The sequence below is a fragment of the Dysosmobacter sp. genome, from assembly GCF_034093755.1.
Lineage (GTDB): Bacteria > Bacillota > Clostridia > Oscillospirales > Oscillospiraceae > Oscillibacter.
In genome coordinates, this window is sequence record NZ_JAXEBZ010000036.1 from 1 (window position 1) to 16,436 (window position 16,436).

Consider the following 16,436-nt stretch of genomic DNA (forward strand, 5'->3'; position numbering starts at 1 on the left):
GGGTTCAAGTCCCTGAAGGCCCACCATTTATGGTATCGCCGGACGGGTCTCCGCAAGCGAGATAGGGGTATAGCTCAGCTGGTAGAGCAGCGGTCTCCAAAACCGCGTGCCGAGGGTTCGAATCCTTCTGCCCCTGCCATATGGCCCGGTAGTTCAGTTGGTTAGAACGCTAGCCTGTCACGCTAGAGGTCGTGAGTTCGAGCCTCATCCGGGTCGCCATTTGCTGCTATAGCTCAGTCGGTAGAGCGCATCCTTGGTAAGGATGAGGTCACCAGTTCAAATCTGGTCAGCAGCTCCAGAAAACCCTTGAAACCGCAATGGTTTCAAGGGTTTTTTCATTACATGAATTGGAGGATATTGTATGCACGCTTGCTCAGATTACACCATCAAGTTGGCCGGAGCGGAAGATGAAATCAAAAAGGCAACCGCTGTTTTGGCCGCCGCGTTTCAGGATGAATCCCTGATGGGAAAAGATTGCATCACAATTGAAGGAAGCTATCAATTCGTATGGGTTCAGGATGTGGTCAAACTTGCTGAGCTGATGGTCAGGAACGCTCCGGATCTTTCCTCCCTGACGATTTCCGGTACGGTTGATACAAGCGAGAGTGCCGGTGAATACATGGACTTCCTCATCAAGTACGAAAACGGCATCCTGTCTGTCCAATCCTCTTGCTGGTATCTGATTCTGCATGCGGATGAATTTGATGATTATGCGGAGTTCAGCGAGGTTTATCAGGGATACTCTGAAGAGGAATATGAAGAATTGCGGAAATGCCCGCACTATATTCTCAACAGCGGTAACGGCGATCTTGTGACGGAGGTTCCGCTGGATGAGCCTGAAGTGATCGATCTGGATGCAGCCAGTGTTTATATTGAAGAAGAAGCTGCGGCGCTTTCTCCTGTCCCTGTGTGCCGTTGCGAATGCGGCAATGAAGTCACCCTGGAGCAGAACGATGAGATTTTCCTTTTGTATACAGGCGAAAGTATGCCTGTCTCCTGCGAAAAATGCGGAAAGAAATATAAAGTGTTTTTGAAATGAATCCTACAGAAACCAGGAAGCATGATGCTCCCTGGTTTTTCGTTCTGGTCATTGTACGTCTGCGGGTCCCTGTCGCGGTGGTACCGCCGGACTGTATGAATTTCCGGTTTACAAAATTTGGGTTTACAGGCGCTGCAGGAATTCCTCCAGCACGCCGTTCCACTGCTCGGGATACTCATAGAACATCAGGTGGCCGCCCATCACGCAGGTTTCATAGCCGGGCAGCTGGGTTTCCACAAAGGGCTTGGCCACGTCCTGCCAGTGCTCGGCGATGAACATCAGGCTGGGCATGGAGGCACCCACATCCTTCGCGGTGTCCAGGAAGTTGGAGAAAATGGCGTCGCAGAACAGGGCCCTGCAGATCCAGTAGGGTGTGCGGGCGGACATGTCCAGCAGATAGTCCAGCTCCGCCGGCTCCATCTCGTGCTGAATCATCACGCCGGTGGCGTACTCGCTGAAAAAGCCCCGGGACCCCTCGGGAGAGGTCAGCAGCTGGGTGGCCACGGCGGACAGCTCCTCAATGGTGCCCTCCGTCCACCAGGCCGGATCAGGCGACAGAGGCAGCGGCGACATGTCGATGGTCACCACGCCCCGCAGCCGGTCTTTCCCGAACTGCTGCACGTAGCTCCAGGTGTCCAGATTTCCGGTGCTCCAGCCGATGAGCACAACGTCCTCCAGCCCCAGGGCGTCCATCAGCGCCGCCACGTCCCGGCCGTGGGTCAGGTAGTCGTTGCCGTCCACGGTTTTGGAGGAATAGCCCTGGCCACGGGGATCCATGGCGATCACCCGGTAGGCAGAGGAGAAATGCTCCATCTGCGCTTTGAAAATCTCGCCGGAGAAGGTGAGCCCGGGAATGAATACCAGGGGCTTTCCCTCGCCCTTTTCCCAGAAGTGCAGCTCCACGCCGGGAGCCACGGTGACGTATTTGCTTTCCAGACGGTTCTTTGCCATCTGCTTCCCCTCCTGTATAATACATATTAACCCTATGGGATTATTAGGATAATACCGCATCCGGATGGCTTTGGCAAGAGGTTTTTCAGGCGGCAGCAGGCAAACAGCGGCGCCTGACCTTATAAAAAAGTATAAAACTGGCTATTTTCATGAGGTCAGATTGTAATATGATCTATTTACCAATAAACCTTGGATGTAAATAGATATTATGGGAAAGACAAGATATGAACTGAACAAGGAACTGGCCCAGATGCTCAAGGGCGGCGTCATTATGGACGTGACCATGCCGGAGCAGGCGAGGATTGCCGAGGCTGCCGGCGCCTGCTCCGTCATGGCGCTGGAGCGCATCCCGGCGGACATCCGGGCCGCCGGCGGCGTGTCCCGCATGAGCGACCCCAAGATGATCCGGGGCATTCAGGAGGCTGTTTCCATCCCCGTCATGGCCAAGTGCCGCATCGGCCACTTTGTGGAGGCCCAGATTCTGGAGGCCATCGAGATCGACTACATCGACGAGAGCGAGGTCCTGTCTCCCGCCGACGATGTGTACCACATCGATAAGACCAAATTCAAGGTGCCCTTCGTCTGCGGCGCCCGGGACCTGGGGGAGGCGCTGCGGCGCATCGCCGAGGGCGCGTCCATGATCCGCACCAAGGGCGAGCCGGGAACCGGCGACGTGGTGCAGGCGGTGCGCCACATGCGGGCAATGAACGCGGAAATCCGCCGGGTGCAGAACCTGCGGGAGGACGAGCTGTTCGAGGCGGCCAAGCAGCTGCAGGGACCGGTGGAGCTTCTGCGGTATGTCCATGAAAACGGCCGGCTGCCGGTGGTGAACTTCGCCGCCGGCGGCGTGGCCACTCCCGCTGACGCGGCCCTGATGATGCAGTTGGGGGCCGAGGGCGTGTTCGTAGGCTCCGGCATCTTCAAGTCCGGCGATCCCGCCAGGCGGGCCGCCGCCATCGTCCAGGCCGTCACCAACTACACCGACGCCAGGCGCATCGCGGAGCTGTCCACCGACCTGGGCGAGGCCATGGTGGGCATCAACGAGCAGGAGATCGCCCTGCTGATGGCGGAACGGGGGAAGTGAGATGACGGTTGCCATTCTGGCCCTGCAGGGGGCCTTTGCGGAGCACGCCGCCACGCTGGACCGGCTGGGGGTGGACCATTTTGAAATCCGCCAGCCCCGGGACCTGGAGCGGCCCTTCGACGGGCTGATTCTCCCCGGCGGCGAGAGCACGGTGATGGGGAATCTGCTGCGGGACCTGGGGCTGTTTCAGCCCCTGCGGGACCGCATCGCGGCGGGGCTGCCGGTGTTCGGCACCTGCGCGGGACTGATTCTGCTGGCCAGGGAGGTGGAGGGCGGCGTGCCCTGCTTCGCCACCATGGACATCGCCGTCCGGCGCAACGCCTACGGCCGGCAGCTGGGCAGCTTTTACACGGAGGCCCCCTGCAAGGGGGTGGACATTGTGCCCATGACCTTTATCCGCGCGCCCTATATCGCATCCGTCTCCGGCAGCACCCAGGTGCTGGCCGCCGTGGACGGCAGGATTGTGGCGGCCCGGCAGGGAAATCAGCTGGTGACCGCCTTCCATCCGGAGCTGAATGAGGACACGGCCATTCACAGCTATTTCCTGTGGATGATTGCGGAGCGGAGACGGTGCGCCTGAGGCCTCCGGCGGGACGCGGAGTTGATCCGCCGCCTGAAGCGGGACAACCCCAACCTGGAAAAGTCCATCTTCTGCAGCATCCACGCGGTGGCGCTGGACACCTTCCCGGGGTACAGGCACGGCGGGGTTGACATTTCCCGAAAAATCCGGTATAGTGCAACCGACAGACAGTCGGTAAAGGAAGAGGAATATGCGGATTGTAAAGGAAGCGGAAGAGCGGAGAGAGGAAATCCTGGACGCGGCGGAGAAGCTGTTTGCCGCCAGGGGCTTTGACAACACCAGCACAGGGGACATTCTGGAGGCGGTGGGCATTGCCAGAGGCACCCTTTACTACCATTTCAAATCGAAAGAGGAGATTCTGGACGGCGTGATTCAGCGGATCACCGGCCGGCTGACCCGGCGGGCGGGGGAGATCGTCCGGCAGAAGGAGCTGCCGGTGCTGGAGCGCCTGACCAAGGCGATTCTGTCGCTGAACGTGGAGTCGGAAATCGGCCACGAGATCATGGAGCAGGTGCACCGCCCCCGGAACGCGCTGATGCATCAGAAGATGCAGGAGACGTTGCTGGCGGGCATCAACCCCATTCTGACGGAGCTGGTGGAGGAGGGCATCCAGCAGGGAATCTGCCGGACCCGGTATCCGGAATCGGTGGTGGAGATGGCGATTCTCTACGCAAACGTGGCGTTTGACGAGCTGAATGCGGCCGGCCTCAGCCCGGAGCGGCGGGAGCGGAAGATCGCCGGGTTTATCTACAACATGGAGCGGCTCATGGGCATGGCGGAAGGCAGCCTGCAGGAGCCTATCATGGAGATTTTCCGGAAGAGCGGAACGGGACGCCGGGAGAACAGAAACCGGAACGAAGCATGATGGAAAGCCTGGAAACACGCTTTCCATTCTGTTTTGAATTCTAACCGACAGACAGTCGGTCTAAAAGCGGAGGAGACAGGTATGGGCGGAAAGGGCAATTTCAGGCGGTTTTTGCTGCTGTGGGCGGGGGAATTGGTGTCCTCCGTGGGCAGCGGACTGACCAGCTTCGGCCTGGGGGTCTATGTGTTTGAACAGACCGGGCGGGCGGCGGACATGGCCCTGATCACCCTTCTGGCCTTCCTGCCCACGCTGCTGCTCAGCGTGCCGGCGGGGGTTCTGGCGGACCGCTATGACAGGCGGCTGCTGATGATGGCGGGGGACGGCTGCTCCGCCGTCGGGATTCTGCTGATTCTGCTCTGCATGTGCGGAGGCGGCGCCAGTCTGACGGAGATCTGCGTGGGCGTGACGGTCAGCGCGGTCTTTTCCTCGCTGCTGGAGCCGTCCTACCGGGCCACGGTGACGGACCTCCTGGCCCGGGAGGAGTACTCCCGGGCCGGCGGCATGGTCAGCCTTGCGGGAAGCGCCCGGTATCTCATCTCCCCGGTGCTGGCCGGCGCGCTGCTGACGGTGTGGGACGTCCGGCTGCTGCTGGTTCTGGACATTGCCACCTTCTTCCTGACGGTGGCCTGCACCGCCGCGGTGCGAAAGGGGCTGGAGACCCGGGCAGCGGAGCGGGAGCCGTTTTCCGCCGCCCTGCGGACGGGCTGGCAGGCCGTTACGGAAAAGCGGGGGGTGTTCCTCCTGATTCTGCTGGCCTCCGTGATCACCTGCCTGATGGGGGCCTTTCAGGTGCTGGCGGAGCCGCTGATTCTGGACTTCGCCGGCAGCGCCGCCCTGGGGGTGGGAGAAACGGTCTCCGCCGCCGGCATGCTGGTCTCCGGGGTGTATCTGGGGGTCCGGGGCATTCGGGGAGGGTATCTGAAGGTGCTGTCCGCCTCCCTGGCCGCCGCCGGTGCCGCCATGGTGCTGTTCGGACTGAAAGAGAACCTCTGCCTGATCTGCGCCGCCGGATTTCTGTTCTTCGCCATGCTGCCCCTGGCCAACAACAGCCTGGATTTCCTGGTGCGGACCAACATCGCCGATGAGCTGCAGGGCAGGGCGTGGGGGTTCATCGGCTTTTTGTCGCAGGTGGGCTATGTGGTGGCCTACGGCCTGGCCGGCGTTCTGGCGGACGGAATCGGGGAGCGGTTTCAGATCGGCGTCGGCCGGGGAGCCGCCGCCGTCATCATGGCCTCCGGGGTGCTGCTGGGGATGATGGCCCTGGCGGTGTATTCCGTCCGGGCGGTGCGGGAGCTGGAGACGAAAGGAGCGGGGAATGAGAACGAGAATCCTGTGGAATGACCTGAAGGGCAACCGGCTGCAGGCTGTCACCACCTGGCTTTTCATGGCGGTGAGCGCCTTCCTGCTGGCCCTGACCTGCCTTCTGTCCGTGGGGCTGCTGGGCGCGGTGGACACGCTGATGGCGGCGGCCCGGACGCCGGATTTCCTGCAGATGCACGCCGGGGAGGCGGACGAGGCGGCCCTGGCCCGGTTTGCCGGAGAGCAGGAGCAGGTGCTGGATTACCAGACCCTGCGCTTTCTGAATCTGGAGAACAGCGACCTCATGCTGGGCGGCCATTCCCTGGCGGACAGCACCCAGGACAACGGCGTCTGCGTGCAGAGCGGGCGGTTTGACTATCTGGTGGACCTGGAGAACCGGGTGATTGAGGAGGTCCGGAGCGGAGAGATTTACGTTCCCGTCTGCTACCGGCAGAAGTACGGCCTGGAGACGGGGGAGGCGGTGCGGATCGGGGACGTCAGCCTCACCATCGCCGGATTTCTGCGGGATTCCCAGATGAACGCCATGCTGGCGTCCTCCAAGCGGTTTCTGGTGAGCCGGACGGACTATGACCGGCTGAAAAGCCAGGGAAGTGAGGAGTCCCTGATTGAGTTCCTGCTGCGAGAGGGGGCGGACGCAACCGCCTTTGCCGCGGCCTACGCGGACGCCGGTCTGCCCGCCAACGGACCGGCCATCACAAAGCCGCTGATCCGGATGATGAACGCGCTGTCGGACGGGCTGATGATTCTGGTGATTCTCCTGGTGAGCGGGGTGCTGGTGCTGATCTCCATGCTCTGCATCCGCTTTACGCTGCTGACCCGGCTGGAGGCGGACAGTCGGGAAATTGGCATGCTCAAGGCCGTCGGAATTCCCAACGGAGAAATCCGGGAGCTGTATCTTCTGAAGTTCCGGGCGCTGGCCGGCCTGGGCGCCGCGGCGGGCCTGCTGGCGGCGTTTCTGGCGCGGGACGCCGTATCCGCCCGGATGCGGGAGCTGTACGGCGCGTCTTCCGGCGGGCTGACCGGCTTTCTGGCGGCGGCGGCCGGCGCCGCGGTGACGGAGGGAATTCTGCTGCTGTCCGTCCGGCGGACGCTGAAGCGGGCGGAGCGGCTGACGGCGGTGGAGGCCCTGAACGGGCAGGGCGGGCGCCTCCCATCCCGGTACGGGATTGTGGCGGTGGTGATTGCCCTGGGCGTTTTCCTGATGATTCTGCCTCAGAATCTTCTGAGCACCATTTCGGACCCCGGGTTTGTCACCTACATGGGCATCGGGGACGGGGAAATCCGGCTGGACCTCCGGCAGACGGAGGAGATCGGGGAGAAAACCGCCCGGGTGGAGCAGCTGCTGGCCCGGGAGGAGCAGGTGGCCCGCTTCACCGCCCTGCGGACTGGCTCCTGCCGGGTAGCCCTTCCCGACGGCTCCTGGGCCGGCATGCAGGTGGAGCAGGGGGACCACACCGTCTTCCCGGTGGCCTATGCCGCGGGGCAGGCGCCGCGGCAGGAGGACGAGATTGCCCTCTCCTGGCTGTGGGCGGAGGAACTGGGAGTGTCCGTGGGGGACGGGCTGACGATCTCCGCCGGGGACCGTCCGCGGGAATACCGGGTCTGCGGCATCTACCCGGACATCACCAACGGCGGAAAGACGGCCAAGGCGGCCAGCCTGCCCGGCGGCGGACCGCTGATGTGGAGCGTGATCTATGTCTCGCTGAAAGACGGCGTCCCGAGGGGGCAGTGGCTGGCCGGGTTCGGCAGCAGCCTGTCTGACCGGGGCATCGCCGTGAAGGCCGTGGACATTCAGGAGTATGTGACCGACACCTACGGGCAGACCATTCAGGAGATCCGCGGGGCGGCGCGGGTGGCGGTTCTGGCGGCGGTGCTGGTGATGTTCACGGTGGTGGCGCTGTTCACCCGGCTGCTGACGGAGCGGGACCGCCGGGATATTTCCCTGAGAAAGGCCCTGGGCTTTACAGGGGGCGAGATCAAACGGCTGTACCTGGGCAGGCTTCTGCCGGTGCTGCTGGCCGGAATTGCCGGGGGCATTCTGGCCGGGAATCTGCTGGGAGAGCGCCTGGCGGGGCTGCTGCTGCAGACGCTGGGCGCGGCGGGCTTCCGGTTTCTGCCGGACTGCGGGGTGGTGCTGGGCCTGATGCCCGGCATCACGGCGGTCACCGTGCTCTGCGGGGCGGCGCTGGGCCTGCGGGAGGCGGACCGGGTCCGGGCATATGAGTGCTGTAAGGGAAAGGAATAGAGAGATGTCTGAACTGCTGGCTGTGAAAAACCTGTGTAAGGATGGAATTCTGAAGAAGATCAGTTTCACCGTGGAGGACGGGGAGATGGTGGCCGTCATGGGGCCTTCCGGCTCCGGAAAATCCACATTGCTCTATCAGGTGTTCGGCATGGACCGGCCGGATTCCGGAGAGGTATGGCTGGAGGGGACGGAGGTGTGCGGCCTGTCGGAGGATGAGCGGGCAAGGCTCCGGCTCACCCGGATGGGGTTCGTGTTTCAGCAGATGAACATGCTGAAAAACCTGAATCTTCTGGACAATATCATGCTGCCCGCCTGCCGCCTGAGCAGGGGAAGGGCCGCCGGGCGGGAGGCCGCGGACAGGGCGCGGCGGCTGATGGAGACCATGGGCATCGGGGAGCTGGCGCGGCGGAGGATCACGGAGGTGTCCGGCGGCCAGCTCCAGAGGGCCTGCATCTGCCGGAGCCTGATCAACCGGCCGAAAATCCTGCTGGCCGACGAGCCTACGGGAGCGCTGAACCAGAGCGCCGCCCGGGAGGTTATGGAGGAGTTCACCCGGCTGAACCGGGAGGGCACCACCGTTCTCATGGTGACCCATGACAGCAGGGTGGCTGCCCGGTGCGGCAGGATTCTGTATCTTCTGGACGGCAGCATCCGGGGAGAGTTCTCCCCGGCAGGCGGGGCGGAGCAGCGGGAGGAGGCCCTGGGCCGCTGGCTGGCGGAAATGGGCTGGTGAGAGACACCAGCGCTCCCCAAAACCGGAAAGGCCCCCGGATTTCCCGCGCCGCGGGAAATCCGGGGGCCTTATTGACGGGTCAGTTACGGTTCTCCGGAGCTGTCGTGCTTTTTGAGGGCATAGCGGAACCAGATGTTGTCCGCCTTGTAGTCCACGCTGATCGTGTCCTCACTGCCGGAGATCAGCATGGCGGGAAGCTGGGGGGCGGTCCAGTCCAGCGGGTGGGCGGAAATGCCGAAGCGGAACGACTGCAGCAGCTGATGCTCCGGGACAAAGCGCAGGGCCATAGCCAGCCCGCCGCGGTAGCGCTTGTGATGGGAGAAGGGGTGGCCGTGGAGAAACAGGGAGAGGCACTCCGACCGGGCGGCGGGGCCGGCGCTCCGCTTTTTCAGTTCGCCGGTGATGAGGGTAAGGCTGTCCCGGAAGGTGCCCTCAAAGAAGTAGATGGACTTTTCCGGCTCCGCCGCCCGGTCCCGGAACCGCCGGTAACGGGGGAAAAAGCTGTCCTCCGCCCCGGTGCCGAAGATCTCCCCGGCGGCCTGCCGCATCTGCCCGTCGTCCGTGAAGCCCATTACCAGCCAGGCCTTCCGGATGCCCTGTTGGGGCTTCTCCGCCAGGTGCAGCAGCCCGCCCTGGATGATCGCCTGTCCTTTTTTCGGGTCCTCCGTGTAGTCCCGCTTGCAGTAGTAGCAAAAGAGGGTCCCGCTCAGCCACTTTTCATCCTCCGGCTGACGGCCGCAGTCCGAGAGGGGATGCAGCTCCCCCAGCGGCCGGGTCAGCAGGTCCTCCGCGGTCAGGGGGATGGTGAACGAAAACGTCTTGTTGCAGAAATCCGCGATGCTGTTGACCGTTTTCAGGGTCGGAAGCTCCGCCCCCTCCTTCTTCACAAACTTGTGCAGGGTGGTTTTGGACGGAAAGTTGTCCGGCAGAGTGACCCTGCTGCTGTCCTGCAGCAGGTACAGCTCGCTCAGACCGAAAAAGGCGGCGATTTTCTGTGTGTTTTCCCGGAACATCCGGCTGTTCTCCTGCGGAATTTTCATAGAATCCCTCCCTGCTGACAGCATACCACCCGGCTGCCCGTTTGGGAATGGCCCGACGAAAATTTCCGGCGGAAACGGATTCCCTTTTGCCGTTTCGGAATAAAAAGGGGATGAAAAAAATATTTCCGGCCCCGGTGTTCCGGAATTCTCCGGCGGAGGGATTCGTGCTATGCTGATTCCATCCAGAAGAAAGAGAGGAAATTTCATGAAACAGCTTCCGTATTGCGATTTTCATCTCCACTCGGATCGGTCCGACGGCTGCCTGCCGCTGCAGGAGCTGCTCACCCAGGCGCGGCAGTACGGCATCGGCTGCCTCTGCGTCACCGACCACAACGCAGCCCTTCCGGAGGAGACGCTCCGGGAGGTCCGCCGCCGCTTCCCGGACATGACCGTGTTCCAGGGCTGCGAGTTCAGCGCCAACCACAGCGTGGGCAGCCGCAGGAATCTGGAGGTCCATGTGATCGGGCTGGATTTCCGGCTGACGGCGGAAATGGAGCGATTCCTGGCAGGCAACCGCCTTTCCGAGACGCTGCAGCGGCAGTACGTCAACCGGATGATTGAGAATCTCCGCAGGAGCGGCCTCCCCTTCGCCGGGGATTTTGACAGTCTGCAGGCGGCGTACCCCCAGAACCACATCGGGCGGGCTGTGGTGGCCCGGGAGGTTCTGCGCCAGGGGCTTCTGCCGGGAGGAACGGTGGCGGACGTCTTTGACCGCTACATCGGCGACCATCCGGGCCCGAAGCTGGCCTACACGCCCAAGCCCGCCGTCTACCACTCCCTGGCGGACTGCGTCCGGGCCATTCTGGACGCCGGCGGCATTCCCATTCTGGCCCACCCCCTGTCCTACGGACTGGAGCTGCCGGAGGTGCGGCAGCTGATGCAGGACTTTGCCGACGCCGGGGGCCTGGCGGCGGAGGCCTTTTACGGGCGGTGGTCGGCGGAGGAGCAGAGCATCGCGCGGAAGATGGCCGGAAAGTGCTGCCCGCCGCTTCGCTGCTCCGCCGCCTCGGACTTCCACGGCTGGGACAGCGGCACCCTGGATTACAGATTTCCCGCCGCGGAGATTCTGCCGCCGCTGCTGGAGGCCCGGAGGGCCGCGGGAAGGGCGCCGGAAGCGGCCGTGGGAGAGCGGACGGAGGCGATGATGGCCGCCCTGGAAAACCGGGACGCGGCCGCCGCGCAGGCGGCGGCGCGCACCCTCTGCGACGAGGCCTGCGCCGCCGCTGACCGGGCGGCGTGGGACCCCGGAATCTCCGGCGAAGAGCGGGCGCGCATCCGCCGGGAGGCGGAGTACGCCTGCCTGCTGGCCGGTGACGAGGAAATGGCCCGCCGGTATCGGACCATTTGACGGAACAGACACCCCGGTTCTCCGGCTTTCCGGCCGGAGGGCCGGGGTGTTTTCCGGGGGTAGCTTTTCCGGCGGAAAGCTGGTATACTGAAGGGGAATATGGCGCCGCGGCAGGCGCGGCAGGACAGACAGCCTGAAAGGAGGCTATTTTTATGGAGAACGGAAAGCAGTGGAAGGTGACGGTGGACGGCGTGGAGCGCAGCTATCCCGCCGGGACCCCTTACCGCGCCGTGGCGGCGGACGTGCAGAAGGACTACGCCCATGACATCCTGCTGGTGAACCGGGACGGGAAGCTGTGCGAGCTGCACAAGACGGTGGACCGGGACTGCACGCTGAAAATGGTGACGGCGGAGGACAAGCCGGGCATCCAGACCTACGAGCGCAGCGCGGTGCTGCTGATGCTGCGGGCGCTTTACGACACGGCGGGCCGGGAGAACGTGGAGCGGGTGACGGTGGAGTTCTCCATCGGCCACGCCCTGTTTGTCCGGGTGAAGGGCGCACTGACGCCGGACCAGCCGCTGCTGGACCGGGTGGAAGCGCGGATGCGGGAGCTGGTTTCCCTGGCGCTGCCGCTGGACAAGCGGTCCGTGCCCACCGACGACGCGGTGGAGCTGTTTGAAAAGACGGGAATGCGGGACAAGGCCCGGCTGCTGAGCTTCCGCATCAACTCCCGGGTGAACATCTACACCCTGGACGGCTTCTCCGACTACTTCTACGGCTACATGGTGCCGGACACCGGGTATCTGAAGTGGTTCGCCCTCCGGCTCTTTGAGGACGGCTTCGTCCTGCAGCTGCCGGGGCAGAAGGACCCGGAGCACCTGGCGGAGTTCCGGCCCTCCCGGAAGGTGTTCCGGGAGATGCATGACGCCACGCTGCGGGGCGAGGCGCTGGGCATCACCAACGTGGCGGAGATGAATGACATTGTGGCGGAGGGGAAGGCCACCCAGATGATTCTGTCCCACGAGGCCATGATGGAAAAGCAGATCGGCGACATCGCCCAGGAGATCGCCCGGCGGAAGGACGTGCGGTTCGTCATGATTGCCGGACCCTCCTCCTCCGGCAAGACCACCTTCTCCCACCGCCTGTCCACCCAGCTGATGGCCTGCGGCATGCGGCCCCACGCCATCGCCACCGACAACTACTTCAAAAACCGGGCCGACACCCCCCGGGACGAAAACGGCCAGTATGACTTTGAGAGCCTGGGGGCCATGGACATTGAGCAGTTCAACGGCGACATGAAGCGGCTGCTGGCCGGCGAGACGGTGGAGATTCCCCAGTTCAACTTCAAAAAGGGCATCCGGGAGTACAACGGCGACTATCTGACGCTGGGAGAGCAGGACGTGCTGGTGATCGAGGGCATCCACTGCCTCAACGATCAGTTCTCCCATGCCCTGCCCCGGGAGAGCAAGTACAAGATCTACATCAGCTGCCTGACCACGCTGAACATCGACGACCACAACCGCATCCCCACCACCGACGCCCGGCTGCTGCGGCGCATTGAGCGGGACGCCCGCACCCGGGGCTACAGCGCCCGGGCCACCATCCAGATGTGGCCCTCCGTCCGGAAGGGAGAGGAGAATAACATCTTCCCCTATCAGGACAGCGCGGACGTGGTGTTCAACTCGGCGCTGATCTATGAGACGGCGCTGCTGAAGCCCTACGTGGAGCCGCTGCTGTTCGGTGTGCCCAGGGACTGCGAGGAATATGTGGAGGCCAAGCGGCTGCTGAAATTCCTCAACTATTTCCTGCCCATTCCCGCCGACGATGTGCCGAAGACCTCCCTGCTGCGGGAGTTCATCGGCGGCGGCTGCTACAAGACCTGAACCCCGGGTGAAAGGGAAAAAGCAAGATATGAAGACGGAGGGAGCCGAAGGCTTCCTCCGTCTTTTCGCATCGAAAACGGACACATCCTCCTGCAAAAACCACCTATTCCCCGGAGCCGTGTTCCGGTACAATCAGATCAGCATGGAGCCGGAGGCGCCGCGCGGTTTCACAGGGCCGCCGCGGCAGTTGCAGGCGGAAAATAACCGAAAAAATCCGTTTGTGAAGAAATTGTTACGAAGTTATTCAATCGATTGACAACGGGAAAAAACTGAGTACAATGAAAACGTCTTGGCGATTGCTAACGCTGATAGATAATTTTGGGATGGGGGGAGGACATGGAGTCCAGAGAGATGGCCCAGACCCTGCTGTCGGAGTTCGCCCAGCTGTTCCGGGAAGGGGCGACCCGGCACATGAGAGACGTCTCCGGCGGTGAGCTGGGGGTGTTGGGCTACATCCATTACCGGGGCGACGGCGTGACGCCGTCAGACATCAGCCGGGAGTTTCACATTTCCACCGCCCGGGTGGCCAATGTACTCAACGCTTTGGAGCGGAAGGAATATATTGAGCGGAGAAGCGACCAGGAGGACCGGAGGAAGGTCCGTATTTTTATTATGGAGAAGGGCCGGCGCCGGACGGAGGAGTGCATTGCCGCCGCGGTGAACGAGGTCCAGACGCTTCTGGAGCGGCTGGGAGAAGAGGACGCGGAGGATGCGCTGCGGCTGATGCGGCGCATCCGGGAGATTTACGAGAAACTGTGGAGTTACGCAGCGGAAACAGAGCAGGAGGTACATCCATGAAGCAGATGAGACGGATCATAGCGCTGGGGCTGACGCTGAGCCTGTGCTGCGGGCTGTTTGTCACCGCTGCCTTCGCGGAGGAGGCAGCGGCCGGTGAGACGGCGGCAGCCGCCGCGGAGGAGCCGGCGGCCCAGGGCACCGCGGACACGGAGCAGGCCGAAACCGCGCCGGCCGCCGGTGAGGCGCAGGCGGCGGAGAGCGGCGCTGAAGGAGAGACTGCCGCGGCGGAGACCCCGGATGCGGCGGAAACCCCGGACGTGGCGGAGCCGGACGCCGCGGGGACGCTGTCCTTCGCCAACCTGGAAAGCCGGGTGCGGGAGAACAACCTGACCATTCAGGCGCTGAATGAGAGCATCGCCTCCGTAAACGCCATCGACTTCGAGAAGATGGAGAAGAACATGCGGGACAAGCTCAACGGCATTGCCAGCATGAAGTTCATGATGCTGACCAAGCCGGAGGAGTACACCGACGCGGTGCTGTCCGCCATCGGCATGAAGGGTGCCACCTTCAGCTCCCTGCAGAGCAGCTATACCTCTCTGAAAAGCGCCTTTGACGACCTGATCGACGGCAAGACCCAGCGGACCTATGACGGCGTGGTGCGCCAGCTGAACAACGCCGAGGATCAGATGGTCATGGCGGCGGAGAACCTGTACGTGGCGCTGCTGGAGATGAACAGCTCCCACGCGGAGCTGCAGCGGCAGCTGGCCTCCGTGGACCGGACCCTGCAGGAGATGGAGCTGCGGTATTCCATGGGCCAGATTTCCGCCCTGACACTCCAGCAGGTGAAGTCCGGCCGGGCCAGCCTGGTCAGCGGCATCGCCACCCTGGAGCGGAACATCGGCGATTACACCGCCCAGCTGGAGCAGCTGGTGGGGGCGGAGATCACCGGCTCTCTGACGCTGGGGGCCGTTCCCCAGGTGACGGACGATCAGATCGCCGCCATGGACGCGGAGAAGGATCTGGAGACCGCCAGAGAGAAGAGCTATGAGATGTTCGACGCCCGGCTGACCCTCACCGAGGCGGAAGAGGCCTGGGATGACGTGCGGGACCAGTACCGCGGCAGCAACTACATGCGGGTATCCGGCGAGCACACCTGGAAGGCCGCCCAGTACACCTATCAGGCGGCGGTGCAGTCCTATGAACTGAAGTTCCACACCATGTTCAGCGCCGTGGCGGACTACCGCCAGACCCTTGCCGCCAAGGAGACGGCGTTGGAGCTGGAGCGGGCCAACTGCCAGGCCTCCGAGCTGAAATACCAGCAGGGGACCATCTCCCAAAACGCGCTGCTGGACGCCCGGGACAAGGTGGCCGCGGCGGAAAAGGACGTGGAGACCGCCCAACATAACCTGTTTACCGCGTACCGGGCCTACTGCTGGGCCGTGAACACCGGAATCCTGAACTGACGGGAGGAGAAAAGAACCATGAATCTGATGAAGCATAAAAGACTGACGGCCCTGTGCCTGGCCGCGTCCATGACGCTGCTGGCCGGCTGCGGCGCCTCCGGCGGCACCTCCGCCGAAACCGACGCGGAGGAAAACAAGGGCGTGGCGGTGCAGGTGGAGACCGTCTCCACCGACAGCATTGCCACGGAGAGCAGAGTTTCCGGCAAGGTGACGGCGGAGAACACCTCCACCATCATGGTGGCGGCCGCCGCCAAGTGCACCGCCGTGTACGTGGAGGCCGGCGACCGGGTGGAGGCCGGCGACAAGATCTGCACCCTGGATCTGGCCGGCACCCTGGCCTCCTACAACGCGGCCAACATCAGCTACAGCTCCACGGTCCAGAGCTATCAGGACCAGAAGGCCATTCTGGACCAGCAGGTGGCCCTGGCCGCGGACAACGTGAAGAACACCAAGGCTCTGTTTGACATCGGCGCCGCCAGCCAGCTGGAGGTAGACCAGGCGGAGCTGAACTACAAGTCCGCCGTGGCGGGCCGCAACTCCGCCCTGGCCCAGCTGGAGGCGGGCATTGAGAGCGCCAAGTCCGGCGTGGAGCAGCTGAGCGACGTGATGGAGAACGTGGACGCCAACGGCAACATCATCGCCCCCATCTCCGGCACGCTGCTGAGCCTCACCGCCACCGAGGGCGGCTATGTGTCCAACGCCATGCCGGTGGCCACCATTGACGGCGCGGACCAGATGAAGATCACCGTGTCCGTGTCCGAGACGCTGGTGCCCAAGCTGACCATCGGCGACAAGGCCAGCGTCACCATCGCCGCCGCCAACCAGACCTTCGACGCCACCATCCGCGCCGTGGAGCAGACGGCCAACGTCCAGACCCAGCTGTACACCGTGACGCTGACGGTGCCCTCCGGTGTGACGGGGCTGCTGTCCGGCATGTTCGCCGACGTCACCTTCCACACCGACCGGGCGGACAACGTGGTGGTGGTGCCCACGGAGGCCATCCTCACCAGCGGCCAGGAACAGCATGTGTACATCGTGGACGGCAGCACGGCCAAGTACGTGCCCGTTACCACCGGCCTCACCGGCACCGGCGTCACCCAGATCACCTCCGGCCTCACCGGCGGCGAGCTGCTGGTGACGGTGGGCCAGTCCTATCTGAGCGACGGCGCGGCGGTCCGCGTGGTCAGCGGGGAGGACTGAGCTGCCG

At 63.5% G+C, this 16,436-nt stretch carries 14 protein-coding genes and 3 tRNA genes; 15 read left to right on the forward strand and 2 right to left on the reverse strand.

Features of this window, described 5'->3' with window-relative positions; genetic code table 11:
• Positions 1 to 63: 63 nt before the first annotated feature.
• The 4 genes from SOX55_RS04690 (at position 64) to SOX55_RS04705 (ending at position 1,039) form a co-directional block, all read left to right on the forward strand.
• Positions 64 to 139 (forward strand) — tRNA-Trp (locus SOX55_RS04690).
• A gap of 3 nt (positions 140 to 142) precedes the next feature.
• A tRNA-Asp gene (locus SOX55_RS04695) sits at positions 143 to 219 on the forward strand.
• Between the two features lie 3 nt (positions 220 to 222).
• Positions 223 to 298, forward strand: a tRNA-Thr gene (locus tag SOX55_RS04700).
• Between the two features lie 63 nt (positions 299 to 361).
• Positions 362 to 1,039, forward strand: a complete 678-nt coding sequence (locus SOX55_RS04705; protein ID WP_325286280.1) for a hypothetical protein — start codon at positions 362 to 364, stop codon at positions 1,037 to 1,039.
• 123 nt (positions 1,040 to 1,162) lie between these two features.
• Here the strand turns inward: SOX55_RS04705 and SOX55_RS04710 are convergent, their stop codons facing one another.
• Complete coding sequence (locus SOX55_RS04710; protein ID WP_325286281.1) at positions 1,163 to 1,990, reverse strand: alpha/beta fold hydrolase; 828 nt, start codon at positions 1,988 to 1,990, stop codon at positions 1,163 to 1,165.
• Positions 1,991 to 2,198: 208 nt separating this feature from the next.
• Between SOX55_RS04710 and pdxS the strand changes: the two genes are divergently transcribed.
• The 6 genes from pdxS (at position 2,199) to SOX55_RS04740 (ending at position 8,817) form a co-directional block, all read left to right on the forward strand.
• Entirely contained in the window at positions 2,199 to 3,074 is an 876-nt protein-coding gene (gene pdxS, locus SOX55_RS04715) for a pyridoxal 5'-phosphate synthase lyase subunit PdxS (protein ID WP_325286282.1), read from the forward strand.
• Position 3,075: 1 nt separating this feature from the next.
• The gene (gene pdxT, locus SOX55_RS04720) at positions 3,076 to 3,654 is read left to right on the forward strand and encodes a pyridoxal 5'-phosphate synthase glutaminase subunit PdxT (protein WP_325286283.1); all 579 of its coding nucleotides are present in this window, start codon (positions 3,076 to 3,078) and stop codon (positions 3,652 to 3,654) included.
• Positions 3,655 to 3,844: 190 nt separating this feature from the next.
• Complete coding sequence (locus SOX55_RS04725; RefSeq protein ID WP_325286284.1) at positions 3,845 to 4,519, forward strand: TetR/AcrR family transcriptional regulator; 675 nt, start codon at positions 3,845 to 3,847, stop codon at positions 4,517 to 4,519.
• 81 nt (positions 4,520 to 4,600) lie between these two features.
• Positions 4,601 to 5,860 carry an MFS transporter gene (locus tag SOX55_RS04730; protein WP_325286285.1) on the forward strand — a complete coding sequence of 420 codons (1,260 nt, stop codon included), beginning with the start codon at positions 4,601 to 4,603 and terminating at the stop codon, positions 5,858 to 5,860.
• Positions 5,835 to 8,084, forward strand: a complete 2,250-nt coding sequence (locus SOX55_RS04735; RefSeq protein ID WP_325286286.1) for an ABC transporter permease — start codon at positions 5,835 to 5,837, stop codon at positions 8,082 to 8,084. Before SOX55_RS04730 ends, SOX55_RS04735 begins: the two co-directional genes overlap by 26 nt.
• Before the next feature lie 4 nt (positions 8,085 to 8,088).
• A complete protein-coding gene (locus tag SOX55_RS04740) occupies positions 8,089 to 8,817 on the forward strand; it encodes an ABC transporter ATP-binding protein (RefSeq protein WP_325286287.1) in 729 nt (242 codons plus the stop codon).
• Between the two features lie 83 nt (positions 8,818 to 8,900).
• On the opposite strand, the gene SOX55_RS04745 is transcribed toward SOX55_RS04740, so the two are convergent.
• The gene (locus SOX55_RS04745; RefSeq protein ID WP_325286288.1) at positions 8,901 to 9,857 is read right to left on the reverse strand and encodes a hypothetical protein; all 957 of its coding nucleotides are present in this window, start codon (positions 9,855 to 9,857) and stop codon (positions 8,901 to 8,903) included.
• 205 nt (positions 9,858 to 10,062) lie between these two features.
• Between SOX55_RS04745 and SOX55_RS04750 the strand changes: the two genes are divergently transcribed.
• The 5 genes from SOX55_RS04750 (at position 10,063) to SOX55_RS04770 (ending at position 16,429) form a co-directional block, all read left to right on the forward strand.
• A complete protein-coding gene (locus SOX55_RS04750; RefSeq protein WP_325286289.1) occupies positions 10,063 to 11,205 on the forward strand; it encodes a PHP domain-containing protein in 1,143 nt (380 codons plus the stop codon).
• 152 nt (positions 11,206 to 11,357) lie between these two features.
• Entirely contained in the window at positions 11,358 to 13,028 is a 1,671-nt protein-coding gene (locus SOX55_RS04755) for a nucleoside kinase (protein WP_325286290.1), read from the forward strand.
• Between the two features lie 336 nt (positions 13,029 to 13,364).
• Entirely contained in the window at positions 13,365 to 13,826 is a 462-nt protein-coding gene (locus SOX55_RS04760; protein ID WP_325286291.1) for a MarR family winged helix-turn-helix transcriptional regulator, read from the forward strand.
• A complete protein-coding gene (locus tag SOX55_RS04765; RefSeq protein ID WP_325286292.1) occupies positions 13,823 to 15,229 on the forward strand; it encodes a TolC family protein in 1,407 nt (468 codons plus the stop codon). Before SOX55_RS04760 ends, SOX55_RS04765 begins: the two co-directional genes overlap by 4 nt.
• 18 nt (positions 15,230 to 15,247) lie before the next feature.
• Entirely contained in the window at positions 15,248 to 16,429 is a 1,182-nt protein-coding gene (locus SOX55_RS04770; RefSeq protein ID WP_325286293.1) for an efflux RND transporter periplasmic adaptor subunit, read from the forward strand.
• Positions 16,430 to 16,436: the final 7 nt, after the last annotated feature.